Annotated in this window: 23 protein-coding genes and 1 tRNA gene; 7 read left to right on the forward strand and 17 right to left on the reverse strand. The window is 71.0% G+C overall.

The genetic code is table 11. The features are described from left to right. The first annotated feature begins 95 nt into the window (after positions 1-95). Entirely contained in the window at positions 96-965 is an 870-nt protein-coding gene (locus ACGFZA_RS27175) for a helix-turn-helix transcriptional regulator (protein WP_385285395.1), read from the forward strand. Positions 966-1,243: 278 nt separating this feature from the next. Here the strand turns inward: ACGFZA_RS27175 and ACGFZA_RS27180 are convergent, their stop codons facing one another. Continuing rightward, positions 1,244-2,656, reverse strand: a complete 1,413-nt coding sequence (locus ACGFZA_RS27180; protein ID WP_385285393.1) for a cystathionine beta-synthase — start codon at positions 2,654-2,656, stop codon at positions 1,244-1,246. Positions 2,657-2,819: 163 nt separating this feature from the next. Here ACGFZA_RS27180 and ACGFZA_RS27185 point away from each other — a divergent pair, with 163 nt between their 5' ends. From ACGFZA_RS27185 to ACGFZA_RS27195, 3 genes are all read left to right on the forward strand, one after another. After that, positions 2,820-3,872, forward strand: a complete 1,053-nt coding sequence (locus ACGFZA_RS27185) for an SGNH/GDSL hydrolase family protein (protein ID WP_385285405.1) — start codon at positions 2,820-2,822, stop codon at positions 3,870-3,872. 313 nt (positions 3,873-4,185) lie between these two features. Further along, positions 4,186-5,406, forward strand: a complete 1,221-nt coding sequence (locus ACGFZA_RS27190) for an acetyl-CoA C-acetyltransferase (protein ID WP_385285392.1) — start codon at positions 4,186-4,188, stop codon at positions 5,404-5,406. A 420-nt stretch (positions 5,407-5,826) separates the two neighbouring features. Continuing rightward, positions 5,827-6,696, forward strand: coding sequence for a hypothetical protein (locus ACGFZA_RS27195; protein WP_393682484.1), 870 nt, complete (start codon positions 5,827-5,829; stop codon positions 6,694-6,696). Positions 6,697-6,863: 167 nt separating this feature from the next. Here the strand turns inward: ACGFZA_RS27195 and ACGFZA_RS27200 are convergent, their stop codons facing one another. The 3 genes from ACGFZA_RS27200 to ACGFZA_RS27210 all read right to left on the reverse strand — a co-directional run bounded on the left by ACGFZA_RS27200 (position 6,864) and on the right by ACGFZA_RS27210 (position 9,036). Beyond that, positions 6,864-7,181, reverse strand: coding sequence for a hypothetical protein (locus ACGFZA_RS27200; protein ID WP_385285388.1), 318 nt, complete (start codon positions 7,179-7,181; stop codon positions 6,864-6,866). A 204-nt stretch (positions 7,182-7,385) separates the two neighbouring features. Then, positions 7,386-8,273, reverse strand: coding sequence for a Bax inhibitor-1/YccA family protein (locus tag ACGFZA_RS27205; protein WP_385285386.1), 888 nt, complete (start codon positions 8,271-8,273; stop codon positions 7,386-7,388). A 166-nt stretch (positions 8,274-8,439) separates the two neighbouring features. After that, positions 8,440-9,036, reverse strand: coding sequence for a DinB family protein (locus ACGFZA_RS27210; protein WP_385285384.1), 597 nt, complete (start codon positions 9,034-9,036; stop codon positions 8,440-8,442). A gap of 137 nt (positions 9,037-9,173) precedes the next feature. Here ACGFZA_RS27210 and ACGFZA_RS27215 point away from each other — a divergent pair, with 137 nt between their 5' ends. Continuing rightward, positions 9,174-10,355, forward strand: coding sequence for an alpha/beta hydrolase family protein (locus tag ACGFZA_RS27215; protein WP_385285382.1), 1,182 nt, complete (start codon positions 9,174-9,176; stop codon positions 10,353-10,355). A gap of 4 nt (positions 10,356-10,359) precedes the next feature. On the opposite strand, the gene ACGFZA_RS27220 is transcribed toward ACGFZA_RS27215, so the two are convergent. The 13 genes from ACGFZA_RS27220 to ACGFZA_RS27280 all read right to left on the reverse strand — a co-directional run bounded on the left by ACGFZA_RS27220 (position 10,360) and on the right by ACGFZA_RS27280 (position 24,038). After that, the gene (locus ACGFZA_RS27220; protein ID WP_385285403.1) at positions 10,360-10,755 is read right to left on the reverse strand and encodes a DUF4259 domain-containing protein; all 396 of its coding nucleotides are present in this window, start codon (positions 10,753-10,755) and stop codon (positions 10,360-10,362) included. Between the two features lie 79 nt (positions 10,756-10,834). Then, positions 10,835-11,248, reverse strand: coding sequence for a DUF3592 domain-containing protein (locus tag ACGFZA_RS27225; protein WP_393682488.1), 414 nt, complete (start codon positions 11,246-11,248; stop codon positions 10,835-10,837). Between the two features lie 10 nt (positions 11,249-11,258). Then, positions 11,259-11,714 (reverse strand): hypothetical protein, encoded by a 456-nt coding sequence (locus tag ACGFZA_RS27230; RefSeq protein WP_385285378.1) that lies wholly within the window; start codon positions 11,712-11,714, stop codon positions 11,259-11,261. Between the two features lie 59 nt (positions 11,715-11,773). Next, positions 11,774-12,364, reverse strand: coding sequence for a hypothetical protein (locus ACGFZA_RS27235; protein WP_393682491.1), 591 nt, complete (start codon positions 12,362-12,364; stop codon positions 11,774-11,776). Between the two features lie 25 nt (positions 12,365-12,389). Next, the gene (locus ACGFZA_RS27240; RefSeq protein WP_393682493.1) at positions 12,390-13,889 is read right to left on the reverse strand and encodes a hypothetical protein; all 1,500 of its coding nucleotides are present in this window, start codon (positions 13,887-13,889) and stop codon (positions 12,390-12,392) included. Between the two features lie 251 nt (positions 13,890-14,140). Continuing rightward, positions 14,141-15,286 (reverse strand): PP2C family protein-serine/threonine phosphatase, encoded by a 1,146-nt coding sequence (locus tag ACGFZA_RS27245; RefSeq protein ID WP_385285372.1) that lies wholly within the window; start codon positions 15,284-15,286, stop codon positions 14,141-14,143. 262 nt (positions 15,287-15,548) lie between these two features. Continuing rightward, positions 15,549-15,634 (reverse strand) — tRNA-Leu (locus ACGFZA_RS27250). Positions 15,635-15,882: 248 nt separating this feature from the next. After that, positions 15,883-18,291, reverse strand: a complete 2,409-nt coding sequence (locus ACGFZA_RS27255) for a glycoside hydrolase family 2 protein (protein WP_385285370.1) — start codon at positions 18,289-18,291, stop codon at positions 15,883-15,885. Beyond that, the gene (locus ACGFZA_RS27260) at positions 18,288-19,196 is read right to left on the reverse strand and encodes an ABC transporter ATP-binding protein (RefSeq protein WP_385285368.1); all 909 of its coding nucleotides are present in this window, start codon (positions 19,194-19,196) and stop codon (positions 18,288-18,290) included. The genes ACGFZA_RS27255 and ACGFZA_RS27260 overlap by 4 nt, the downstream gene beginning before the upstream one ends. Further along, on the reverse strand, positions 19,181-20,122 hold the full coding sequence (locus ACGFZA_RS27265) for an ABC transporter ATP-binding protein (RefSeq protein WP_385285366.1): 942 nt from the start codon (positions 20,120-20,122) through the stop codon (positions 19,181-19,183). The genes ACGFZA_RS27260 and ACGFZA_RS27265 overlap by 16 nt, the downstream gene beginning before the upstream one ends. Positions 20,123-20,166: 44 nt before the next feature. Continuing rightward, entirely contained in the window at positions 20,167-21,093 is a 927-nt protein-coding gene (locus ACGFZA_RS27270) for an ABC transporter permease (RefSeq protein ID WP_385285364.1), read from the reverse strand. Continuing rightward, complete coding sequence (locus ACGFZA_RS27275) at positions 21,090-22,085, reverse strand: ABC transporter permease (RefSeq protein ID WP_385285363.1); 996 nt, start codon at positions 22,083-22,085, stop codon at positions 21,090-21,092. Before ACGFZA_RS27275 ends, ACGFZA_RS27270 begins: the two co-directional genes overlap by 4 nt. Before the next feature lie 216 nt (positions 22,086-22,301). After that, a complete protein-coding gene (locus ACGFZA_RS27280; protein WP_385285361.1) occupies positions 22,302-24,038 on the reverse strand; it encodes an ABC transporter substrate-binding protein in 1,737 nt (578 codons plus the stop codon). Between the two features lie 222 nt (positions 24,039-24,260). Here ACGFZA_RS27280 and ACGFZA_RS27285 point away from each other — a divergent pair, with 222 nt between their 5' ends. Together ACGFZA_RS27285 and ACGFZA_RS27290 are read left to right on the forward strand one after the other, a co-directional pair. After that, positions 24,261-25,280 (forward strand): LacI family DNA-binding transcriptional regulator, encoded by a 1,020-nt coding sequence (locus ACGFZA_RS27285; protein ID WP_393682497.1) that lies wholly within the window; start codon positions 24,261-24,263, stop codon positions 25,278-25,280. 231 nt (positions 25,281-25,511) lie between these two features. Continuing rightward, positions 25,512-26,282 carry an ABC transporter ATP-binding protein gene (locus ACGFZA_RS27290; RefSeq protein WP_393058586.1) on the forward strand — a complete coding sequence of 257 codons (771 nt, stop codon included), beginning with the start codon at positions 25,512-25,514 and terminating at the stop codon, positions 26,280-26,282. Positions 26,283-26,316 lie beyond the last annotated feature (34 nt).

Below are 26,316 nucleotides of genomic sequence, written 5' to 3' on the forward strand. Positions count from 1 at the left end.
CTCTGTGACGGTGCGCGCCGGCTACCCAGGGCTGCGTCTTTCCTGGGTCCGGCAGTACCAGGCTGGGAGACGGCCAGTCTTCTACGATCGGCGGCATGGACGGCGACCTCGGAGACTTCCTCCGCTCACGACGAGCACGTATCCAGCCCGAGGACGTGGGGCTGAACTCCTACGGCCGCAGGCGCGTCCCCGGGCTCCGGCGCGAGGAGGTGGCCCAGCTCGCCGGGGTGAGCGTCGACTACTACATCCGGCTGGAGCAGGGGCGCGGCCCCAGCGTCTCCGACGCCGTGCTCGACGCGATAGCCCGGGTGCTCCGGCTGGACGGGACGGAGCACGCCTACCTGCGCACGGTGGCCCGTCCCGGGACGGGCAGGGCGACGTCCCCCGCCGCGCAGCGGGTACGGCCGGGGCTGCGGCTGCTCCTGGACACGCTGGACCCGGCGCCCGCCTTCATCCTGGGCCGCCGGATGGACGTCCTGGCGTGGAACGCGCTCGCCGACGCGCTCGTCGGCTTCTCCCGGATGCCCGCGGCCGAGCGCAACATGCCGCGCCAGACGTTCCTGGAACCGGCGGCCCGGGAGCTGTACCCGGACTGGCCGGCCGTCGCGGCGGAGACGGTCGCGTATCTGCGGCTGGACGCGGGGCTGCACCCCGATGACAAGCAGCTCGCCACCCTGGTCGGCGAACTGTCCATGAAGAGCGAGGACTTCCGCCGGCTGTGGGCGGATCACCAGGTGAAGGCGAAGACGTACGGCGTGAAGCGGATCGACCACGCGGTCGTGGGCGGGCTGACGCTTCCGTACGAGACGCTCGGCGTGCCCGGCGACCCCGATCAGTCCCTGGTGGTCTACACCCCGGAGCCCGGTTCGGAGACGGCGGAGCGCATCGCCCTGCTGGCGAGCTGGGCGGCCGCGCCGCAGGTGCCGGGCGGGGACGAGGAGGGTGCGCGCGGTCTCCGCGCATAGATATATCGCGGGGACCGCCGCACCCCCGGTTTCCCAGGGGGCGGGACGACGGCGGTCCCCGCGAAGGACGCGGTCCGGGTCAGGGCCGGTCTCGCATCCGGGCGACGGTGGAGGTCCGGGAGCCGCTCCGTAGTCCGTGTCGCCGTTTCGGTGCCGGCGGGTTTCCCTGCCGACACCCACTAATCTGCCCGAGCCGTGTTAAGCCGGTGCTGCGGGTACGTGTCGTGCTCGTACCGTTTTCGCGAAGCGCGTGTTCCGTCGCGTGCCTCGCGTCCCGTCTACGGCTGGGCGGGCGCGGCCGACGCGTCCTTGGCGAGGAACGCCAGCAGGTCCTGCCGGCTGACGACGCCCTTGGGCTTGCCCTCCACCAGCACGATCGCCGCGTCCGCCGCGCCGGTGCCGCCGAGCACCGCCATCAGGTCCTCGACCGGCTCGCCGGAGCCGACCTGTGGCAGCGGCGGCGACATGTGCTTCTCCAGCGGGTCGGTGAGCGAGGCCTGCTGGGCGAAGAGCGCGTTGAGCAGTTCCCGCTCGACGACGGAGCCGATGACCTCGGCGGCCATCACGTCGGGGTGGCCGGCGCCGGGCTTCACGATGGGCATCTGAGAGACGCCGTACTCGCGCAGCACGTCGATCGCCTCGCCGACGGTCTCCTCCGGGTGCATGTGGACGAGCGTCGGGATCGGACCCGCCTTGTAGTCGAGGACGTCGGCGACACGGGCCGACGGGCCGGTGTCCTCCAGGAAGCCGTAGTCGGCCATCCATTCGTCGTTGAAGATCTTGCTGAGGTAGCCGCGGCCGCTGTCCGGCAGCAGGACGACGACCACGTCGTCGGGCCCGAGCCGCTTCGCGACCTCCAGAGCGCCCACGACGGCCATGCCGCAGGAGCCGCCGACCAGCAGCCCCTCCTCCTTGGCGAGCCGGCGGGTCATCTGGAAGGAGTCCTTGTCGGACACGGCGACGATCTCGTCCGTGACCGTCCGGTCGTACGCCGACGGCCAGAAGTCCTCGCCGACGCCCTCGACCAGATACGGACGGCCGGAGCCGCCGGAGTAGACCGAGCCCTCCGGGTCCGCGCCGATGACCTGGACGGCGCCGCCGCTGGCCTCCTTCAGATAGCGGCCGGTGCCGCTGATCGTGCCGCCGGTACCGACGCCCGCCACGAAGTGGGTGATCTTCCCGTCCGTCTGCTCCCACAGCTCGGGACCGGTGGTCTCGTAGTGGGAGCGCGGGTTGTTCGGGTTGGAGTACTGGTCGGGCTTCCAGGCTCCCGGCGTCTCACGGACCAGCCGGTCGGAGACGTTGTAGTACGAGTCCGGGTGCTCGGGGTCGACTGCCGTCGGGCAGACGACGACCTCGGCACCGTAGGCGCGCAGAACGTTGATCTTGTCCGTGGACACCTTGTCCGGGCAGACGAAGATGCACTTGTAGCCCTTCTGCTGCGCGACGATCGCCAGGCCGACGCCCGTGTTGCCGCTCGTCGGCTCGACGATCGTGCCGCCGGGCCGCAGTTCGCCGCTCTGTTCGGCGGCCTCGATCATGCGCAGGGCGATCCGGTCCTTGACCGATCCGCCGGGGTTGAAGTACTCGACCTTGGCCAGGACCGTCGCCTGGATGCCGGCCGTCACACTGCGCAGCCTCACCAGCGGGGTATTGCCTACGAGACTGATCATCGAATCGTGGAATTGCACCGTGTACTCCGGGGTCTCCGAGATGGTGCCGCAAGAGTATGCGTACGGGCATGAGATTGGGCGAAGCGATTGAACAACGGCCACTTGGGGGCAGTTAGCTCTGTGTACGGCGGTGGGTCAGTACGGCGAGGAGGAGGTGGACCGGACTGTGTCGAGGGCAAGGGTGGCACGGCGGATCGCGGCGGGCGCGGCTTACGGCGGTGGCAGCATCGGGCTGCTCGGCGCCGCGGCGGTAGGCGTCCTGCTGGCGGAGGTCCAGCTGGCGAAGCGGCAGGTGGGAGGCGGCACCGCGCCGGTGCCGCCGAGTGCGGACGGGCGGTACGGGGTGGCCTTCGCCGGGCCTTCGGATCCGCTGCGGTTCGGGCTGCTCGGGGATTCCACGGCGGCCGGGCAGGGGGTGCGCCGGGCCGGGCAGACCCCGGGGGCGCTGCTCGCCTCGGGACTGGCGGCGGTGTCGGAGCGGCCGGTGGATCTGCGGAACGTCGCGCAGCCGGGCGCCCGGTCGGACGATCTGGAGCGGCAGGTGTCGCTGCTGCTCGCGGACCCGGCCCGGGTGCCGGACGTCTGCGTGATCATGATCGGCGCCAATGACGTCACGCACCGGATGCCCGCCACCCAGTCGGTGCGCTGTCTGACGACGGCGGTGCGCAGGCTGCGTACGGCGGGGGCCGAGGTCGTCGTGGGCACCTGCCCGGACCTGGGCACGATCGAGCCGGTCTACCAGCCGCTGCGGTGGCTGGCCCGGCGGGTGAGCCGGCAGCTGGCGGCGGCCCAGACGATCGGTTCGGTGGAACAGGGCGGGCGCACGGTGTCGCTGGGCGACCTGCTGGGTCCCGAGTTCGAGGCGAACCCGCGGGAGCTGTTCGGCCCGGACAACTACCACCCGTCCGCGGAGGGCTACGCGACGGCGGCGATGGCCGTCCTGCCGACCTTGTGCGCGGTGCTGGGGCTGTGGCCGGAGACCGACCGGCTGGACGGCGCCCGCCGCGAGGACATGCTGCCGGTGGCCAAGGCGGCCTCCCAGGCGGCCAGGGAGGCCGGTACGGAGGTCACCGGGGCCCGGGCGCCCTGGGCACTCCTCAAGCACCGCAGGCGGCGGCGCCTGCCCGCGGCCACGGAGCCGCACCCGCACCCGGAGATGCACGGGGAGGCGGGCGGCTCCACCCGGGTGGAGCGGCGCCCCGGCACCGACACGGGCTCACCCCGGCACGTCTGACGGCGGCGACGGGCCCGCGGGCCCGGCACATCCGGCGAAGACGTGCGGGTGCCCTGCCCCGGCACCTCCAGAAGGGCGGCCTGCCCCGGCACCTCCAGGAGCCCCGGCACGTCCGGGCCTGCGACCGGTCCCGCGGCCTCCGGCACGTCCGGGTCGGCAGGCGGTCTCCGCGGCCTCGGAGACCGACGAACTGAGCGGTTGCTTAGAAAAGAGGCCCGCATCACATGCCGCGTCGGGTGACCTCAGCAGTACGTCCGGGTAACTTCCAGAGCAGTCCTGCCAGACAGCCTTCCAGCCCTCATGGAGCCGCGTGATGCCCGAAGCCGTGATCGTCTCTGCTGCCCGTTCGCCCATCGGCCGGGCCTTCAAGGGTTCGCTGAAGGACCTGCGCGCGGACGACCTGACCGCCACGATCATCCAGACCGCCCTGGCCAAGGTCCCCGAGCTGGACCCGAGGGACATCGACGACCTGATGCTCGGCTGCGGCCTCCCCGGCGGCGAGCAGGGCAACAACCTGGGCCGCATCATCGCCGTACAGATGGGAATGGACCACCTTCCCGGCTGTACGGTCACGCGCTACTGCTCGTCCTCCCTGCAGACGAGCCGCATGGCGCTGCACGCCATCAAGGCCGGCGAGGGCGACGTCTTCATCTCCGCAGGTGTCGAGATGGTGTCCCGCTTCGTGAAGGGCAACTCCGACAGCCTGCCGGACACGCACAACCCGGTCTTCGCCGACGCCGAGGCCCGCACCGCCGCCCGCGCGGAGGAGTCCGGCGCGAGCTGGCACGACCCGCGCGAGGACGGCCTGGTCCCGGACGCGTACATCGCGATGGGGCAGACGGCCGAGAACCTGGCCCGGATCAAGGGCGTCACCCGTCAGGACATGGACGAGTTCGGCGTCCGGTCGCAGAACCTCGCCGAGGAAGCCCTGAAGAACGGCTTCTGGGAGCGGGAGATCACTCCGGTGACGACCCCGGACGGCACGGTGGTCTCCAAGGACGACGGTCCGCGTGCGGGCGTCTCCCTGGAGGGCGTGCAGGGCCTGAAGCCGGTCTTCCGCCCCGACGGTCTGGTCACGGCGGCCAACTGCTGCCCGCTCAACGACGGCGCCGCGGCGCTCGTGATCATGTCGGACACCAAGGCGCGCGAGCTGGGCCTGACCCCGCTGGCGCGGATCGTCTCCACCGGCGTCTCGGGCCTCTCCCCCGAGATCATGGGCTACGGACCGGTCGAGGCGAGCAAGCAGGCGCTGAAGCGGGCCGGGCTGACGATCGACGACATCGACCTCGCCGAGATCAACGAGGCGTTCGCCGCCCAGGTGATCCCGTCCTACCGCGACCTGGGCCTGCCGCTGGACAAGGTCAACGTCAACGGTGGCGCCATCGCCGTCGGCCACCCCTTCGGCATGACCGGCGCGCGGATCACCGGCACGCTGATCAACAGCCTGCAGTTCCACGACAAGCAGTTCGGCCTGGAGACCATGTGCGTGGGCGGTGGCCAGGGCATGGCGATGGTCATCGAGCGACTGAGCTGAGCCCGGCCGAAGGCACGAAGGGCACGGGCGGCACGGGCGGCTGAGCCGAGCGGGCGGGCCGAGTCGTTGCGGGGGCGGGCCGGGGCAGGTCGGTGCACCGCCCCACCCCCGCAACCCCCCTCGTTTTCGTGACGCTCCGGATCCGCCGGATCACCGGCCATCGGCGCCCGCCGGGCCCACAAGGCCCTCCGGGCCCTTCGGCCGGACGCGGTGGCCGGTTCCGAGCCCCGACCGTGACCGAATCTCCCCCAGGATGTGACCTATCTCCTGGGGGAGAGTCGTTCTCGCAGGTCACACCCGCATCAGGGTTAAACCCCAGGCCCAAAGACCTGTCCAATTCGTGACGTAATGCACTGACACATGGTGCCGGTACAGGACAAGCTGATGTAGGAAGTCGGGGGATCGATTGAAACCGGGAGTATGTCAGTGAGCGCCATGCCTCTTGCCCTGTTGCTGACCACCGCCGCCGCCACGGCCGTGGGCGCTGCCGCTCTGCACGCCGCTCACGGGCTGCGTCGACAGGTAGCCGCCCTGCGGAGAGAGCTGGCCGACGGCCGCGCCCACAGTGCGGCCGTACCCGCCCAGAGCCGTGGCGAAGCCACCCCCGCCGCCGAGATACGCGCGGCGGTCGCCGAGGCGCTGGCCGAGGAGCGGGAGCGCGAGCTCGCCGAGGCCCGCGCCTTCTGGGCCACGCAGGAGGCACGCGACGCCGCCGACGCCCCGTCCCTGCTGGGCGGTCTGGCCGGGCTGGGCGAGGACGCCCCGTTCTTCATGCCGCGTCAGAGCGACTTCGCCGGGCTGGAGTCCATGGACCTCGACGCCACCGAGGCGTTCGAGGAACTGACCGAACTGGCCGAGCTGACGGAGCTGGCCGACATGGCCGAGCTCCCGGAGACCGCCGAGTTCGCCGAGGACTCCCCCGAGCTGGCCGCGGCCCGCCGCCGCCACCCCTCCCACCCGGACTTCGTGCCGGTGCAGACTCCCGCCGTCACCGATCACGAGCGCACGGTGAACCGCCTGGAGGAGCTGGCCGACAGCCGGACCGAGCTCTCCGACGTGCGCCCCGGCCCGCTCGGCACGCTCGACGTCTACGTCTTCGCCGACGGCACCACGCTCTGTATGACCCCCGGCCACCGCGAGACGGCCGAGCAGCTGGCCGCGTCGCTGCGGGCCGGTGAGCACCCCGTGCTCCTGGGCGGTTCCGGCGTCTCCGGCGCGTACGCGCTGACGTTCTCGTGCGGCAAGGACAACGTCTACATACTGGCCGACCGCGTCATCGCGAGCTTCTAGCCCGCGGACCGGTCTCCGGCACCACCCCCGGCACAGCGGCTCTCGCCGGCCGCTGCCCCAGGACGGCGCGCCCTCATCCGGCGCGCACCACCCCGGCCGAACGCCCGCGCGCACGGCCCGGGAGAGCTCCCGCACGCACCGCTCAGGCGAACGCCCGCGCGCCCCGCTCAGGCAAAGGCCCGCGCGGCCGCCTCCTCGACGAACTGCACGGCCTCGTCCAGCTCCACGGACGGGGCCATTTCCAGTGCCACGGCCAGATCACGCCCCGCGACGGCGAGTTGGTCGCCGATGGCGAAGAGCCCGGCGTCCGGCATGATCCGCGGCTCCCGCCCCGGCGCCTCGAAGCGCTGGGCCCGCACCGCCAGTTCCCTGGCCGCGGCCAGCCCTTCGGCCGCCGCACCCCGCTGCAGCCTGCTCTGCGGGGCGGCGCGCAGCCGGTCGGCGAATCGGTCCACGGCCATGATCAGAGGCGTCGTATCGAGCACCCCGCGACCCTACGCGCCCCGCCTGGGCGGTGACCAACGGGCCGATGGCCGGGCACAGTGCCGGGAAGGACCGGCAACGCGCACCACGCGTCGGAGGCGTCGCCGCCACAGGGCGTCCCCTCTCGACGGGAAACGGCCCGCAGGCTCCGTCGTTCCGGAGCCTGCGGGCCGTTTCGTTTCCGCGATCAGGTGACGCCGTGGTGACTAGTCGTCGCCGCTGAGGATGGAGAGCAGGCGCAGCATCTCCAGGTAGATCCAGACCAGGGTCATGGTGAGGCCGAAGGCCGCCAGCCAGGACTCCTCGCGCGGAGCGCCGTACGCGATGCCGTCCTCGACCTGCTTGAAGTCCAGGGCCAGGAAGCACGCGCCGAGGATGATGCCGATGACACCGAAGAGGATGCCGAGGCCGCCGCTGCGGAAGCCCAGGCCGTCCCCGCCGCCGAACGCGGCGAACAGGAGGTTGACCACCATCAGGAGCATGAAGCCCATGGCGGCGGCCATCACGAAGCCGTAGAACCGGCGGGTGACACGGATCCAGCGCATCTTGTACGCGAGCAGCACACCGGCGAAGACACACATGGTGCCCATCACCGCCTGCATCACGACGCCCGGCGAGATGTACGTGCTGACCGCGCTGGAGATGACCCCGAGGAACACGCCCTCGAAGGCCGCGTACGCGATGATCAGCGCGGGCACGGGCTTGCGCTTGAAGGACTGGACGAGCGACAGCACGAAGGCGACGATCGCGGCGCCGATCGCGATGCCGTAGGACTTGCCCAGGTTGGCCTCGTCGACCGGCAGCAGGGCCCAGGCGAGCGCGGCGCCGAGCACGACCGTGCCCAGCGTCAGTGCCGTGCGGGTGACGACGTCGTCGATCGTCATCACACCGGAGCGCGCCGGCGCCTGCGGGGCGCCTTGCTGGGTGTCCTGCTGGGCGTAGGGGTTCGTGGCGTACGGGTTCGGGGCGGTGCCCTGCGCGTACGGGTTGGCACCCGCTGCGGGGGCCCCGGCCTGCGGTGACGCGTTGAAGCCGGCGTAACCGTTGTCGCGGCTGAAGCCCCGTCGCGAGAAGACCGGGTTGCTGCTCCTCATCTCACTCCTCCATGGCCACCCAGTGTGGCCTTCCCACAAGAGTAATGGGTAGGCAAAACAATCTCCCTAGTGCCAGGGGAGGATCTTTCCGGACCGCCGGCAGCCCGTCCGGCCGGGAAGCACCGCCCGCCGCCGGCAGGATGTCCGCCCGGCACCCGGCTCCCGGTCACCGGCCCTCTCGGCCCTTGGCCGCCTCCCGCGCCGCGCGCTCCACCCGGGCCCGGTGACCCGCCCACCACGCGGCGTCACCGGGTGCCATGTTGCGGCCCTTCTCCCGCTGGCCCGTGGCCCCGTCGATCAGCTCCCGTACGACGTCGGCGTGCCCCGCGTGGCGCTGGGTCTCGGCGACCATGTGGACGAGGACCCGGTGGAGCGTCAGCTCCTTGCCCTCTCCCCCGGGGAGCAGGCCCGTCGCGTCGAGGTCCAGCGCGTCGATCGTCGCGTCGGAGTGGGCCCACACGCGGCGGTAGTGCGCGACCGTGTCCGCACGGGACTCGTCCGCCGTCGCCCACAGATCCGCGTTCGGTTCGGCGTCACCGGCGATCCAGAGCTCCGGCGCGTCGACCGGGCGTCCGAAGACGTCGCCGAAATAGAACGCCTCGGCTCCGGTGACGTGCTTGACCAGGCCCAGCAGATTGGTGCCGGTGGGGGTCAGGGGGCGCCGGATGTCGTACTCCGGCAGTCCGTCCAGCTTCCACAAAAAGGCGTCACGGGCGTCCTGCAAGTACACGTGCAGGTCCTTCTTCTGTTCAGTTCCCGTCATGGCACCAACGTGCCGGTCACGCGCTCCGTGATCAACGGGATATCCGCGTCCGGCACGGCGGGTCAGACCAGAGAGGTACCCCAAGTACCCACGCAGGTTGATGTGTTGGGGACAGAGGGCGGCCTAGCGTCGGCTGCATGACGACCAGACCCCGCAGGGCCGCCGCCGCCACGCTGCTCGCCCTCGCCCTTTCCGTTCCCCTTGTGGGGGCCGCTCCCCACGCCTCCGCGCACGGCGTGCGGGCGCCCTCACAGGTTCCGTACACGAGCGGGCCCTCCCTGCCGCTTCCCGCCGGTCCGTACCCGGTGGGCCGTCGCACCCTGCACCTGGTCGACGGGCACCGCACCGACCCGTGGGTGCCCGCTGCGGGGAACCGGGAGCTGATGGTGTCACTGGCCTACCCGGCGCGCGGGACGGGCGGGTCCCCGGCGGCGTACATGAGCGAGGACGAGGCGCAGCTTCTGCTGGAGGCCCAGGGGCTCGGCGGCGTGGTGCCCGCAGCAACGGTCGCGGGGACACGGACGCATGCCCGGGCGGGCGCGCTCCCGGCGCCGGGGCGTTTCCCGTTGGTGCTGCTGTCTCCGGGGTTCTCGATGCCGCGTGCCACGCTCACGTCGCTCACCGACGATCTCGCGAGTCGCGGCTATGTCGTCGCCTCCGTGGACCACGCGTACGAATCCGTCGGCACGGTCTTCCCCGGGGGCCGCATGCTCCCCTGTGTCGCCTGTGAGCAGGTGGACACGGCCGAGGAGCGGGCAGCCGCCGTGCGCGGCCGGGCCCAGGACCTGTCCTTCGTGATCGACGAGCTGACGAAGGGCCGGCGGGCGGGGGCGCTGTCCCTCGCGATCGACCCGGGCCGGATCGGAATCGCCGGGCATTCGATCGGGGGCGCGAGTGCCGCGGCGACCATGGCCGTCGATCACCGGGTGCGGGCGGGGGCCGACCTGGACGGCGACTTCTTCCTGCAGCCCGCCGCCGCGGGGCTCGGCCGGCGCCCGTTCATGATGCTCGGCACCGAGTCCACGCACAGCCCCGACAGCGGGAAGACCGACTGGCCCGAGGCGTGGAGGCGGCTGAGCGGCTGGAAGCGCTGGCTGACGGTGACCGGCGCCGGGCACTTCTCCTTCACGGATCTGCCGTACATCGCCGGCCAACTGGGGCTGGAGGACCCCGCGCTGCCGCTCTCGGGGGAACGCGGCTGGTCCCTCACCCGTGACTATGTGGCCGCCTTCTTCGACCTTCATCTGCGGGGCATCGCGCAGCCGGTCCTCGACGGGCCCACGGCCACCCGTCCCGAGGTCCGGTTCCATCAGCCCTGAGGCCCTACTCCGCCTCCGCCACCACGGCCCCCGCCGCCACCGCCGACGCCTCGGCCAGGCGCTCGAAGGTCTCGTTGAGCACGGCTCTGCGCTCCTCCTTGTGGGCGGGGTCCGGCTCCAGGCCGTCGATCGTCGCCTCCCACACGGCCAGGAACGTCTTCTGCCAGGTCCGGATCAGCTCGGCCGGCGGAAGGGTGACGCCGACCCAGCCCTGTCGGTCCAGGACGAGCAGCAGTTCCAGGTTGCAGGGGACGGTCACGCCCCCGTACTCATCCGGTTCGAGCTCCACGGGGTCACCGGCCATAGCCTCCGTCACCTCGGCCACCAACCGGCCGGCCAGCTCCCCGAGATGATCCGCCGCCGTGTCGCTGTCGAAGTTGCCCGCGCCCCACGTGCCCACTGTTCCGCCTCCGCGCTGTGCGTCGTCGCTTTCGTCGCTCATCACAGCAGAGGGCACTGACAATCGGCGGTCCGGCGGGTCAGCCGAACAGGCTCTCCGGGAAGTCGGTGAGGAACATCAGCAGCACCAGCCCCATCAGCAGCAGGGAGACGGCCCCCTCGGTCAGGGCCGCGCGCGGGCTGCCCGCCAGGGTGGCCGTCCGGTGCGGGTCGGCGGGGTCGTAGCGGACCGTGACCCGCGCCCCCTCGTGGAATCGCCTGTTGCCGCCGTTGCGGAACTCGACCCATTCCCCGCCCTGCGCGGTGAACGCGAAGACGTACCAGGTCCGCCGGTCGCCCGACGAACCCGTCGCGGAGTCGCGCTCGTCCACCCGGACGCAGCGCGCCGGAGCGGACACGCCCGCGCGGGCCCCGCGCAGTTGCCGGAGGGTCCGCGCCAGAGATCTGAGCGCCACCAGCGCGACCACACCGGTGATGACGAGCGACGTGTCCATGGAGCACCCTCTAGTCGTTGCGCAGTCTGTCGACGAGGAAGCCCACCGCGCAGCCGGCCACCAGGACGACCAGCTGCACCAGGAACGTGAGCACGGTGAGGTCGCCGCCCTGAGAGAAGAAGATCACCAGCTGCAGGGCGACGGCCGGGGTGAACGCCGCGACACAGTGCCGTACCCGCGACTCCCTCGACGCCCCCTGGTGCACGGCCGCCGCGGCCCAGACCCCGAGTGCGACGCAGGCCGCGGAGGGCAGGTGGAGCAGCAGGACGGTGCGGACCGGTGAGTCCATGGTGGAGACGTCGTCGCCCGTGATGATGTCCCAGACGAGCACGGCGAGGGCCAGCTGCGACATCAGCATCACGACGATGCCCGCGGCCCAGGGAAGCATGAAGTTCAGCAGCCGCGGCCGTTCGTGGCCGGGCGCGGGGGCGGGGGCGTACCCGCGGTGCATGTCATATCGGGACATTCGACTGCCTCTTCGTCGTCGCCCGGCGTCCGGGCGCTGCGTCACCTGGAGTGCGGGCGCTACTTCACCTGGATGCTGTCGACGATCTTCGTCCGGTCCGCGTCGCTGAGCTTGCCCTCCTGGGCGTCGATGCGGACGGAGTAGATCTTTCCGCCGGAGTCGACGCCCGTGATGACCACGCCGTCGACCGTCGCACCCTTCGGGGGCGACTGCGGCACCCCCGTGCCGGTGTAGGTGAAGTCGATGCGCTTGGCATCCCTCGCCCCCGGGATACCGGCGTCCTTCGTGCTCTTCACCTCGGTGGTCGCCATGAGGAGCGCCCGGCCGACCGAGGCCGCGTCGTCCCCGGTCGAGGCGTCGGCGAAGCCGCTCTGGATCGACACCTTCACCGTGGGCCGTCCGGCCTCGCTCCGCAGGGCCGCGGCGTCGTTGAGCTTGCCGCGCTCCGCCGCGCTCTGCTCGGTGAGGCCGGCCGGGTAGGCGAGCGACACCGTCGGTCCGGCGAGCTTCTTCCAGTCGCTGGGCGTGGCGGGCGCGGCCTTGTCCGAGCCCTCGTCGCCGCCGCACGCGGTGAGCATCAGACCGGCGGTGAGTACAGCGGTGGTGACGGCGACGGCCCGCACCGTCCGCCGGACGGAAAGCTTGGTCATGATCACGTCTCCTTGCACCTGTGGATCACTTGGCACAGTAGCTGTACGGGAAGAACGACCGCTGGCCACCGGAGGGAGCCCCCAGGAATTCCGCCTTCGTCAGGCTCTTCTGCGACTCGGAGCTGGTGTAGGCGCCGTTGATGCCGGCGACTTCCAGGTTGATGTCCAGGCCGATCTCCTCGGACGAGGAGGAACCGTCGTACTCCTGCTTGCTGACCTGGCCGTGGTTGAACGCGTAGTGGCCGAAGGGGTCGCCGGCCCCGGGGTCCGTGGTCGGCACCGGCGTGCCGGTGAAGAGGTAGGTGAAGGCGCTGTTCATGCCCTGGCCGGAGAACAACTGGGCCTTGATGGCGTCGGACTCGGCCCGGGACATGTTCTTGTCGTCGAGGGGGACGGTGGTGGTGATGACCTGGGTGGTCGTACCGCCGCCCTTCGCGTTGCCGTTCACATCGCCCTTGAGGCCGGCGTTGGCCTCCGCCTTGCCCTCCAGCGTCCGCGTCATCGTGATGCTCTTCACCTTGCCGGTCTTGCTGTCGACGGTGACGGTGATGGCGCCGGCCGCCGAACCGGAGGCTTCCGCCCCCGCCTTGACCGGACCGGCCTCGCCCTTCGCGTACGCACCGCCGGTGGCCTTGGCCTGGTAGGTGTACGCGTCGGTGTTGTTGATGTGGTTCTGCGTCAGCGTGACTTCCTGGGCCTCGGAGATCTTGAGGCCCGCCTCGGCGGTGGCGCCGGGCTTCGGGGCGGGGGTGGTCGTGCCGTCCGGGTTCGTCGTGTCGGGGGCGTTCATGCCCGCGCCGAACTGGAAACCGGCCTGGGCGGCGACTTCGAGGCTGATCTTCTGCGTGGTGATGTGCTTGTTGCCGAGCCGGTCCTCGATGTTCTGCTTGAGGCGGCTCTCCTCGGCCTTCGGCCCCTTGCCGAACCAGCTGGCGATCTCGGTGGAACCACCGACGATCGGGCTGAGGTTGGAGAGCTTGTTCAGCCGGCTGAGCTTCTTGTACTCCTGGAGGTCCTTGCGGAACTGGTCCGCCTCCTCCTGGCTGTCGAAGACCCAGGTGTCGCCCGTGGTGACGGTGAGTCCGGCGGCGATCTCCACCTTGTCCTTGCCCACGTCGCCGATCTTGATACGGCCCTTGGGCTTCTCGGTGCCCTTGACCGACCCGGCGTCCGTGAAGGTCAGCGAGACCTGCTCGTCGTTGTCGTCGATCTTGCCGTCCTTGTTGACGTCCGTCCTGGCCTTGGAGGTCGTCTCCTCGAACCCGAACTCGCCGCCGAACTCGACACCGAGCGTCTCGAACGAGACCCCGAACTTTCCGCCCTGGGTGCCGGACTTGGTCACCGTGGCGCAGGTGAGGGGTTCGAACTCGGCGTTGGGGTCGCCGCCCGCCTCGTCCCCGCTCCCACCGGCGCATCCCCCGCCGCCCATGACGGAGGAGACGGCGCACGAGAACCTCTCGCTGATCCGGCCGCCGAGGCCGGTCACCAGCAGGGCGCCCACGATGGCGACGGCCACCATGACCATGCCGACGTACTCCAGGGCGGTTCCGCCCCGGTCGCCCCATGCGCCGCACGAGGATATGGTCCCCCGACACCTCGTCCGTGACATGTTCGCGTCCTCCCCGATGACCTGAGGGCTCGGAGGCTACGAGAGGTGCGGGTGGTCGGGCACGGGCCCGTGGGCCCAAATACAGGGCCCCATTGCGGACGTACGAGCGAAAGCCAGTGGGCCCAGTGGGTCCGGGCAGCGGCCGGCGCTCCGGCGGGGTCCGCCCCCTACGAGGGCTGGTGCGGGGTACGGCGTACCGCGAGGACCGCCAGGTCGTCCTGCTGGACGCCTGCGGTGAAGTCGCGTACATCGTCGATGAGTGAGCTGATCAGCCGGCCGGCGGTGATGTCGACGCGGCCGTCCAGACGCGCCTCCAGCGGGTAGAACGCGCCCTCGGGCGAACGGGCCTCGGTCAGGCCGTCGGTGCACAGCAGCAGCGTCGCCCCGGCGGGGAAGGGGAACCATGCCACGGTGCGTGGTTCGTCGACCAGGCCGGCCAGGCCCAGCGGCACGTGCTCCTCCCCCTCACCGACGGCCGAGACGGCGCCTTCGTGCAGCAGATAGGGCGGGATGTGGCCGCACCCGACGACCTGGGTGTCGGTGCCGGCGTCCACCCCGAGGACGAGCGCGGTGACGAACCGTTCGGGCTCGCCGCGCTGTGCGGCGTAGTCGTTGTGCCGGACGACCGCCGCCTCCAGCGCGTCGACGAGGGCGGTCACCGTCGGCTCGCGGTGGGCGGCCTCGCGGAAGGCTCCCACCACGTCGATGGCCATGCCGATGGCGGGCAGCCCCTTCCCCTGGACATCGCCGATCAGGACCCGGGTGCCCCAGGGAGTGGCCACCACGTCGTAGATGTCGCCGCCGACGAGCTTGTCCTGCTGCAACGGCTCGTAGACACCGTCCACGAGGACGTCGTCGGTGAGCACCGGCAACGGCCGCAGGATCTGCCTCTGCATCGCCGCCGCGGTCGACCGCAGCCGCACCAGGGCGTCCTCACGCACGATGCGCACCCGGGCCCCGTAGACGGCCAGCGCACCGAAGCCGATGGCGAACACCGTCAGGATCACCCGGTCGATGACCGGTTCCCCGGGCTGGAAGACCACCGGAGCGATGACGACGAGGCTCACCCAGGCGGAGACCAGTGCCGTCTGACTCGGACTGCACAGGGCGGCGGCGAACGCCGGCAGGAACACCAGCAGCCCCAGAAGGATCACCGCGGTCCCGGTCAGCAGTCCGAAGACGACCACCACGGCCGTCGCCGCCAGGGTCGCCAGGACGACGTCGCGGGTGGCGGGCGTGCGGATGGCGGTGATGTCGTCGTCGTCCGCCGGCCTCGGTGCCGATGACATCGCCGCACGCAGCGGACGGAACATGCGGGGGCCTCCAGCGGCAACGTGGTCGGCGCGTGCGCGTGGCGCACACGGCAGCACACAGGGAGGTCCCGATCATCCCCACCCGCCGGGGGGCCGAGGGGAGGCTGGCCGGGGCTCCGCCGAAGTGCCCCCGTTCGAGTGCGCCGGCCGGCCCTTCGGCACCGGGCTCCCGAGGAGGTCACGGCCCCCGGAGGTGGCTGGCGGGATGCCGCCGAATGCGTCGTGTCGAGCCCGCCGGCGACCCCCGTCCCCGTACGCGCGATGGTGCCCGGAGCCGGACTCGAACCGGCACGCCCCCGAGGGGCAGCGAGGTTTAAGCTCGCCGTGTCTGCATTCCACCATCCGGGCTTGGCGCGCGGCTCCGCGTTGGCACATGACCCTATCCGGGGGCTCGCCCCGACCGGACGGACAGTGGCTCGATGTTGTCTTATTTTATTGATCGCTTGAGGGTGCGTCAGCACACCCGGGAGGCATAGTCACATGCCTGGGCCGGGTGACGGGCGCGGCGGCCTCGCATCCGAATTGACGGAAAGTCGCCGCACCCACACAGCCGATTCGCCAGGGGCGCGCCACGGATCGCCAGGGGCGCGCCACCCCTACCGGGTGACGGCGTCGTTGACGCAGCGCAGCACCGGACGAGTGCCCAGGGCCTCGGGGTCCGCCAGGGCCGCTCCTGTGATCATGAACACCGCGCTCTCCCCGGGCAGCAGCGTGACGAGCATCTCGTCCACCTCGGCCGCCGGGTCCAGCCGGTCGGGGAAGAGCGCGAGGTCCCGCAGAAGGGTGCGGGCCGTCACCTCGACGCGGTAGCCGGGCGCCTCGCCCCCGCTCTCCGTCACCGTGACGTCGTACCGGGCCGGCGGCAGCGCGAGGCGGGTGTCCTCCTCGTAGAACTCCACCGCCCGGGTGTCTCCGACGCGCGCGACCAGCAGTTCACGGGTCCGGTCGGCCGGTTCGGCCACGGACGGCGGCAGCGGGACCCGGGAGACCGAGCGCGCGGCCGTGCTCACCACCACCTCCTCCTCGGCCAGCACCGCGCCGTCCAGGCCGTGCCGGGTCAGCCGCAGCGTGCCGGCCCAGGGCGTGGAGGCGTCGTTGACGAGGTGGACGGCCCCGTCGCGTACGGCGATCAGGCGGTCCGCGTACACGGCCCGCAGGGCGTACCAGAGGGGCTTGCGGCGGCCGTCGCCGTCGACGGCCGACCAGGAGACCACCGGCCAGCAGTCGTTGAGCTGCCACACGATCGTCCCCATGCAGTACGGGGTGTGGGAGCGGAAGTGGCGGATGCCGAAGGCCATGGCCCGGGCCTGGTTGAGCTGGGTGAGCCAGTGCCAGTCGTCGAAGTCCCCGCCGGGCTGCGGGAGGTGGTCGCCCAGGCCCCGGAGCAGCTTGGCGTCGCCGTCGTCGGCCTTCTGGTGGTGGGCCAGGAGCGGGGCGCCGGGGGTCAGCGGGCCGCTGACGGCGCGGCGCAGGGTGGCGTACGCGGGCGGGCCCTGGAAGCCGAACTCGGCGACGAAACGCGGCACCCGGTCCGCGTAGGCGCGGTAGTCGGCCCGGTTCCACACGTCCCAGATGTGGACGGTGCCGTGCGCCGGGTCCTGCGGGTGGATGTCCTCGGTGCCCGAGTAGGGCGAGCCGGGCCAGTACGGGCGGGTCGGGTCGGTTCCGGCGACGATCCCGGGGAGCAGTTGGTGGTAGTAGCCGTGGCCCCAGGTGCGGTCGCCCAGTTCCTTCTGCCAGTCCCAGTCGGCGTGGCCCTCCAGGTTCTCGTTGTTGCCGCACCACAGGACGAGGGAGGGGTGCGGGGCGAGGCGGGTGACGTTCTCCCGGGCCTCGGCCGCCACCTCGTCCCACAGCGGCTGCTCCTCCGGGTAGGCGGCGCAGGCGAAGGGGAAGTCCTGCCAGACCAGCAGGCCCTTCTCGTCGGCCAGGGCGTAGAAGTCGTCGCTCTCGTAGAGGCCGCCGCCCCAGACCCGGATCAGGTTCACCCCGGCGGCGACCGCCTGGTCGAGGCGGTCGGAGATCCACTGCCGGGTGAGGCGGTGCGGGAAGCAGTCCTCGGGGATCCAGTTGACGCCGCGCACGAAGACGGGTTCGCCGTTGATGACGAGGCGGAACGCCTCGCGCTCCAGCGTGACGCCGCGGAAACCGGTCCTGCCCCGCCAGGTCCGCCCGCCGAGGCGGACGGTGACGTCGTACAGGGGCTGCTCGCCGTGGCCGATCGGCCACCAGAGGCCCGCGCGCGGCACGGAGAGGACGGCGGTGGCGCGGTCCTCGCCGGCGAGGACGGTGAACGCGTGCCGCTCGCCCGCGACCTCCACGACCGCTTCCAGGGCCTCCCGGCCCGACCGGTCGACGTCGAGGGTGACGGTGAGGCGCGGCACCCCTTCGTCGTCGAGGTCGGGGAGCAGGGTGACGGAGGCGATCCGCGGACCGCTCCACGTCTCCAGCGCGACCGGCCGCCAGATGCCGGAGGTGACCAGCGTCGGCCCCCAGTCCCAGCCGAAGTTGCAGGCCATCTTGCGGATGAAGGCGTACGGCTCCGCATACGCGCCGGGCCGGTCGCCCAGCCGCTCGCGCAGCTCCTCGGCGTAGGTGTACGGGGCGGTGAACCGTACGTCGAGGGTGTTGGCGCCCTCGGTCAGCACCGCGTGGACGGGGAAGCGGTGGCTGCGGTGCTGGTTGGCGCTGCGGCCCACCTCGATGCCGTTGAGCAGGACGGTGGCCACGGTGTCGAGTCCGTCGAAGCACAGGTCGGCGTGGTCGTGCCCGTCGGGCTTCCAGTCGAACGTGGTCCGGTACGTCCAGTCGGTGCGGCCGATCCAGCCGAGCCGGTTCTCGTGGTCGTCCAGGTACGGGTCGTCGATCAGCCCCGCCGCGAGCAGGTCCGTGTGGACACAGCCCGGCACGGTGGCGGGGACGCCCCCTGTGGGGAGCCCCAGGGGCACGGGGCCGTCCGCGGTGAGCGTCCAGCCGTCGTGCAGGGGCAGGTGGCGCAGGGTCATGCGGAGGTCCTTCCGCAGTCGGGGAGCTGGGCGCAGGCGACGAAGTGGTCCGGCTCGGTCTCGTACAGGTCGGTTTCCGCGGAGCCCGCCTCGTGGAAGGCGCAGCTCTCCAGCGGCTGCGGCGGGTCCCACGGGGTGTTGAGCCGGGGCACGGCGGCCAGCAGGGTGCGGGTGTAGGGGTGGAGGGGGTTGCCGAACACCCTCTGGGTGTCGCCGCGTTCGACGACGCGGCCGCGGCGCAGCACCACGGTCTTCTCGGCGAGGTAGGTGCCGAGGGCCAGGTCGTGGGTGATGTAGAGGACGCCGAGGCCGCGTTCCTTGAGGCCGGCCAGGAGGTTGAGGACGTCGATGCGGGTGGAGGCGTCGAGCATGCTGGTGATCTCGTCGGCGACCAGGAAGCTCAGGTCGAGCAGGAGGGCGCGGGCGATGAGCAGGCGTTGCAGCTGGCCGCCGCTGAGCTGGTGCGGATAGCGGCCGAGCACCTGGCCGGGGTCCAGGCGCACATCCCGTACGGCCTTCTCGACGCGTTCGGCCCACTCCTTGTCGGAGACGCCCGGGTGGTAGGCGCGGCGGACGAGGGCGAAGACGCGGTCGGCCCGGAAGACCGGGTTGTAGCAGGAGAAGGGGTCCTGGAAGACGCCCTGGACGCGGCGGTAGAAGTCCTTTCCTGGACGGACCTGCTGTCCGTCCAGGGTGAGGCTGCCGGAGCTGACGCCGGTCAGGCCGAGGATCATCCGGCCGATGGTGGACTTCCCACTGCCGCTCTCGCCGATGAGGGAGACGACCTCGCCGGGTGCGGCGGTGAAGGACACCCGGTCGACGGCCGTGACGGAACCGCCGCCGAACGCTCCGGCGCGGTAGGTCTTGGTGACATGGTCGAGGGTCAGCATCAGGCCTTCCAGCATGCGACGGAGTGGCGGGGGGCGATCTCCACGACCGGGGGCTCCTCGGCGCACCGGTCGTCGGCGAGCGGGCAGCGGTCGCGGAAGCGGCAGCCGGCCGGCGGGTTCAGGAGGGAGGGCGGGGCGCCCGCGATGCCCTTCAGCGGTTTGTCGGCGTACCGGGCGCCGACCTCGGGCAGCGAGCCGAGCAGGAGCTTGGTGTACGGGTGGCGGGGCGCGGTCGTCAGAACCTTCGTGGGCGCCTTCTCGGCGAGCTTGCCCGCGTACATCACCATGATGGAGTCGGCGATGTGCGAGGTGAGGCCGAGGTCGTGCGTCACGAAGATCATGCTGGTGACCAGGCCCTTGTCGCGCAGCCCGGTGAGCGCGCCGACGACGGCCCGCTGGGTGGAGACGTCGAGGGCGGAGGTGACCTCGTCCGCGATGAGGACGGACGGGTCGAGGAGCGTGGAGATCACCATGACGGTGCGCTGCTTCATGCCGCCGGAGAGCTCGATCGGATAGCGGTTCAGGACGTCGTGGTCCAGGCCCACCAGATCGAGGCGGCGGTGCAGTTCGGCGGTGTCCACGCTGACGCCGCGCGAGGCGAGCAGTTCGCGGATCATGCGCCCGATGCGGCGGGTCGGGTTGAGGGCGCTCATGGAGTACTGCGGCACGAGCGATATCCGGTGGAAGCGGAAGGCGTTCATCGCCCGGTCGTCGGAGATCGGGACGTCTTCGCCGTCGAGGGTGATGGTGCCGCCCGCGTGCCGCATCCGGCCGTCGAGGCGGATCAGCGACTTGCCGAGCGTCGTCTTGCCGCAGCCGGACTCGCCCGCCAGGCCCAGGATCTCCCCGTCGGCCAGGTCGAAGCTGACGCCGTCCAGGGCCCGGACCTCGCCGCGCAGGGTGCGGTAGTGGACCCGTAGGTCGGTCACGGTCAGGGTCATGTGCTCAGGGCCTCTCCGGGATCGGTCACGGTGGAAGTCATGTCTCAGGCCTCCCGGAGCTTCGGGTTGAAGACCTCGTCGAGGCCGACGTTGGCGACGTACAGCGCACCGACGATCGCGGTGATCCCGGCGCCCGGTGGGACGAACCACCACCACATGCCGAGTTGGAGCGCGCTCCACTGCTGGGCGCTCTGCAGCATCATCCCGAGCGAGACGCCCTCGGTGGGGCCGAGCCCGATGAAGTCGAGCGAGGAGGCGATCAGTACGGATCCGCCGAAGAGCAGGATGAACATCATGAAGAGGTACGAGCTCATGTTGGGCGCGATCTCGCGGAAGACGATCCGCCAGGTGCCGCTGCCGCTGAGCCGGGCCAGGTCCACGAACTCCCGGGTGCGCAGCGAGAACGTCTGCGCGCGGATCGCTCGCGCCGCCCAGGGCCAGGAGGTCAGCCCGATGAACAGGCCCTGCACGGCGACCGAGCGGACCCCGAGGTAGGCGTTGATGATCAGCAGCACGGCGAGGGCGGGCAGCACCAGGACCACGTTGGTGATCATGTTGAGGATCTCGTCGACCGCTCCGCCGCGGTAGCCGGCCAGGAAGCCGACGAGCATGGCGATGACGGCGGCGATGGCCCCGCCGACGACGCCGACCAGGAAGGTGGCGCGCAGCCCGTGCACGAACTGGGCGTACACGTCCTGGCCGAAGGTCGTGGTGCCCATCCAGTACGTGCCGTCGGGCGGCGCGGCCTGCGGGCCCACGTATTCGTTGGGGTCGGCGTTGTCGAGCAGCGGCGGGCCGAAGACGCCGACGAGCAGGAGCAGCAGGACGACGGTGAAACCGATGATGAGTTTGGGGTTGCGCACCGCGTAGTGCAGCGTCTCGCGGCCGGGCGCGGCCGCGGCGGCAGCGGGCCCCGCCGGGGCCCCGGGGACGGGGCCGGTGTCGGTGGCCGGTTCGGGCACGGTACTCATGACTGGCCTCCTGCCATGCCGGTACGGGTCCGGGGGTCGACGACGACGTACACGATGTCGATGAGGAAGTTGGCGATCAGTACGCCGATGACGATGAACAGGAACGCGCCCTGGAGCAGGAAGAAGTCCTGGTTCTGGATCGCGGCCAGGATCAGCGAGCCGAGCCCCGGATAGGCGAAGACGATCTCGGTGACGAGGGCACCGGCCACCAGGACGCCCAGTTGCAGGGCGAGTCCGGTGATCTGGGGCAGGACGGCGTTGCGGAAGGCGTAGCGGCGGATGAGCCGCTGCGGTGCGCCGAGCGCCGACAGGTACGAGGAGTAGTCGGACTCCAGCTCGTAAATGATCATGTTGCGCATGCCGATCGCCCAGCCGCCGAGCGCGACCAGGAAGAGCGAGAGGAACGGCAGCACCCAGTGCTGGAGCAGGTCGAGGGCGAAGTCGGTGGACCAGTTCGGCTGGATGTCGAGGCTGTAACCGCCGGAGAGGGGGAACCATCCGGCCTTGGAGCCGAGCGCCCAGGCGAGGATGACGGCGATCCACATGTACGGCATCGCGGTCAGCAGGTACCCGGCCGGCAGCACGGTGTTGTCGAGCACCTTGCGGCGGGCGGCCAGCGCCCCGGCCCAGTTGCCGACGAACCAGCTGAGCAGGACGGACGGGATCATCAGCCCCAGCGTGTACGGGAGCGCGTCGAGCAGCACGTCGGCGACGGGCTTGGGGAAGACCCAGATGGACAGCCCGAAGTCGCCCTGCAGCAGGGCGCCCCAGAAGTGCAGGTACTGCTGCCAGACGGGCTCGTCGAAGCCGAAGAGGTTGTTGTAGTAGGCGCGCATGGCCTCGACGGCCTCGGGCTGCGAGACCCGGGCCCTGGCCACCATGGCGGCGACGGGGTCGCCGGGCATGAAGCGCGGGATCATCCAGTTGACGGTGACGGCGACGACGAAGGTGAGTGCGTAGATCAGAAGTTTGCGGGCGAAGTAGCGGCGCAAGTCAGCTCCCCGGAGAGAGCCCCACCGTGCGGGCGCGGTCAGGGCGGCGTGCGCACGGCGGGGCGGTCGTGGAATCGAGAGCGGCCGGCACGGAGTCGGCCGCTCTGCCGGAACGGCCGGCACAGGGCGGCCGGGCTCCCGGAACGGCCGGCACGGAGTCGGCCGTACTCTCGGAGCGGCCGGCGCGGTGCCGGCCGCTCTCTCAGAACGGGACTGTCACTTGGCGGGCTTGAGCTGGGTGAGGGCTTCGAAGCCGCCCATCTCCAGCCAGTTGCGCCACAGGGCCGGGGCGTACTTGGGCGCACCCGCGGCGTCCGACGGCCAGTTCGTCCAGCTTCCGACGGTGGACTGGGCCCAGAGGCCGTTGTACCAGAGCGGAATGACGGGCATCTCCTCGAGCTGGATCTTCTGGATCTTGGAGATGACCTTCTTCATGCCCTCGGTGTCGTCCGTCTTCACCGCGCCGAGCTCCTGGACGAGCTTCCATGCCTCGGGGTTCTCGTACCGGCCGAAGTTCACCGTGTTCTGCTGCTTCTGGACGGGCAGCTGGAACATGTACTCGTAGTACGTCCACGGGGTGTTGGACAACTGCCGCTCGTTGTTGACGACGAGATCGAAGTTGCCCTTGCCGCGGGTCTCGTTGAGGGCGTTCGCGTCGGGGAACTCGGTGGTGATGCTGATGCCCGCGTCCTTGGCCGACGAGGCGATGACCTTGGCCGCCTCCATCCAGTCGGTCCAGCCGGTGGGCACGGCCAGTTTCAGGCTGAGCTTGGAGCCGTCCTTGTTCTCCACCAGACCGTCGCCGTCGGTGTCCTTGTACCCGGCGTCCGCGAGGATCTGCTTGGCCTTGCCGGTGTCGAAGGAGAAACCCTCCTGGGCGACCAGGCCCTGATCGACGAACTTGTCCCACTGAGGGAGCAGACCGGTCGGGTTGGCGGGCTTGACCAGCTCCCCGTACACCCCCTTGACGATCTTCCCGGTGTCGACCGAGGCGGCGAGCGCCCTGCGGAAGGCCGCGTCGTTCATCGGCTTCTTCGTGGTGTTGGGCACCAGCCAGGCCGTGTTGGCGGAGAGCATGTAGGGCGGCTTGTCGTAGTACGAGACGACCTTCTTGCTCTTGATCAGCGAGGAGGCGCCGGGCAGGAAGTTGTTGCTGAGGTCCAGCTGGCCCTGGCCCAGCTGGCCGATGACGACCTCGTTGCTCGGATTGGAGACGTCGACGATGTAGCGGGGCGCGGGCTTCATGTCGAGCGCCTTGACGCCCCACCAGTCGTCACGCCGCTGCCAGACGACCCGGTCCTGGGAGTGGCTCTTGAGCGTGTACGCGCCGGTGCCGACCGGCTTGTCGTTGACGCCGTCGAGGATCTCCTTCTCCGAGCGCTTGCTCCAGATGTGCTCCGGGACGATCGGCTGCCCGTAGAGGGTGAAGTCCCACTCCTGGTAGCGGGCCTCCTTGAAGGTGAAGCGGACCGTCGTGGCGTCCACCGCCTTCGCGTCCGACAGCCAGCTCCACAGGGTGTGGAAGGACGAGGCCTCGATCTTGCCGAGCCCGTAGGAGTACGCGACGTCCTTGGCGGTCAGCGGCTTGCCGTCCGACCAGGTGATGCCCGGACGGAGCTTCATCTCGTACGTCTTGTCACCGGTCCAGCTGCCCGACTCCGCCAGCCAGGGCGTCAGCTTGCCCGCGTTGGGGTCGAAGTGGAACAGCGTCTCGTAGACCAGCCCCTTGGTGCCGGTCGCGTGGTCCCAGTTGTGCAGCGGGTTGTAGTTGGCCGGCGGCCCCCATTGCGTACCGGTGGTGTAGAGCGTCTCGTTGCGCGGAAGCGCACCGCCGCCCCCGCCGCCCGATCCGCCCGAGCCGCCCGCCGAGGAGCCGCCCCCCGTGCACGCGGTGGCGGCGAGTGCGATCACGGCGAGCGTGGCCGCGGTCCGTCCACGGAATCCCGTGCCCATCGTCCCTCCTTCTCCCCGCCGTCATTGCCGAGCGGAGTTACTGAACCGGGTAAGTGCCGTGAAGCTAAGGCCGTCAAGAGGGCATGTCAAGGGTGCGGGAGCGCTCCCATCCCTTTATTTTCTTGGGTAGTTGGGCGATCATCCTTCGAGGGGAGGAGTCGCACGCGAGAGACTGCCGACTAAGGCGTTTCGTGTAATACGAACCGGTTAAGTGAGGTCGCATTGCCCAGACACCGCCCCACGATCGCCGACATAGCGCGCCGCGCCGGGGTTTCCAAGGTCGCGGTGTCCTATGCGCTGAACGACCGGCCGGGCGTTTCCCCCGCGACCCGCGCCACCATCAAGGCGATCGCGCAGGAGATCGGCTGGCGTCCCAACAGCGCGGCCCGCGCCCTCACCCGCGCCCGGGCCGACGCGGTCGGCCTCGCCCTGTGCCGGCCCGCCCGGCTGCTCGGCATGGAGCCGTTCTTCATGGAGCTGATCAGCGGCATCGAGAGCGAACTCTCGCCGCGTGGCTGCGCCCTGCTCCTCCAGGTCGTCACCGATCCGGCGCAGGAACTGGAGGTCTACCGCCGCTGGTGGGGCGAGGGCCGGGTGGACGGCGTGTTCCTCGCCGATCTGCGCAGCCCCGACCCGCGGATCGACGGCGTCGCCGACATGGGGCTGCCGGCCGTGGTGATCGGCCACCCCTCGGCGGCCGGCCACCTGCCCTCCGTATGGTCGGACGAACACGCGGCGCTCCGGGACACCCTCACGTATCTGACCGCGCTGGGCCACCGGTCCGTCGCCCGGGTCGCGGGCATGCCCGGCCTCACCCACACGGAGCTGCGCGACCGGGCCCAGCGCGCGATCTCCGCCGAACTCGGCCTCGGTGAACCGGTCATCGTCCACACGGACTACTCCGGGCAGGACGGTGCGCATGCCACCCGGCGGCTGATCAGTTCCCCGCAGCGCCCCACCGCCGTCATCTACGACAACGACATCATGGCCGTGGCCGGTCTCTCGGTCGCCCAGGAGATGGGCCTCGACGTGCCGGCCGACCTCTCCCTCGTCGCCTGGGACGACTCCCAGCTCTCGCGCGTGGTCCGGCCGCCGCTCACCGCGCTGAGCCGCGACATCCCCGCGTACGGGGCACATGCCGCGCGCACCCTGCTGTCCCTGGTCACCGACGGTGCGGCGGCGTGCTTCGAGGACACGGCCGCCCGCCTGGTCCCGCGCGGGTCGACGGCCCCGCCGCGGTAGCGGTGCGGGCCCCGCGGGTCCACCTCGCTCAGGGTCGATGTCATACCGCAGGAGGACGCCGGAGCCCCTGTGGTGCGACTCAAGAGGGCCCCGGGAACGGGCACGTGGAGTGACGACCGGCGGCGGAACGGCGGAGACGATGGAGCGGTGCCCATCCCCCGGCCGCCGCCCCCGGCGGGGCCGGCCGGAACGGGGCCCCCGTCCCGTACGAACCCGACCCTGGAGTCTCCCGTGACCACCATGTCCACCGCTCACCGCGCCACCGCGGTGGCCGCCCGCGCCACGGAACTGTCCAAGGTCTACGGAGAGGGCGAGACCAAGGTGACCGCCCTGGACCGCGTCACCGTGGACTTCCCGCAGGGCGAGTTCACCGCGATCATGGGCCCGTCGGGATCCGGCAAGTCCACGCTGATGCACTGCGTGGCCGGCCTCGACAGCTTCAGCAGCGGCTCGGTGCGCATCGGCGAGACGGAGCTGGGGTCCCTCAAGGACAAGCAGCTCACCCAGCTGCGCCGGGACAAGATCGGGTTCATCTTCCAGGCGTTCAACCTGCTGCCGACGCTGACCGCGCTGGAGAACATCACGCTGCCGATGGACATCGCGGGCCGCAAGCCCGACCAGGACTGGCTGCGCAAGGTCATCGACATGGTCGGCCTCGCCGACCGCCTGAAGCACCGGCCCACCGAGCTCTCCGGCGGCCAGCAGCAGCGCGTCGCCGTCGCCCGCGCCCTGGCCTCGCAGCCCGAGATCATCTTCGGCGACGAGCCCACCGGAAACCTGGACTCGCGCTCCGGCGCCGAGGTCCTCGGCTTCCTGCGCAACTCGGTGCGCGAACTGGGCCAGACCGTGGTGATGGTGACCCACGACCCGGCCGCCGCCTCCTACGCGGACCGGGTCATCTTCCTCGCGGACGGCGCGATCGTCGACCAGATGATGCACCCCACCGCGGACGGGGTGCTGGACCGGATGAAGGCGTTCGACGCCAAGGGCCGCACCAGCTGAGCCCGGGCCCGCCAGGGCCTTCGCCGAACCCCCT

Source organism: Streptomyces sp. NPDC048211, assembly GCF_043202315.1.
Taxonomy (GTDB): Bacteria; Actinomycetota; Actinomycetes; order Streptomycetales; family Streptomycetaceae; genus Streptomyces.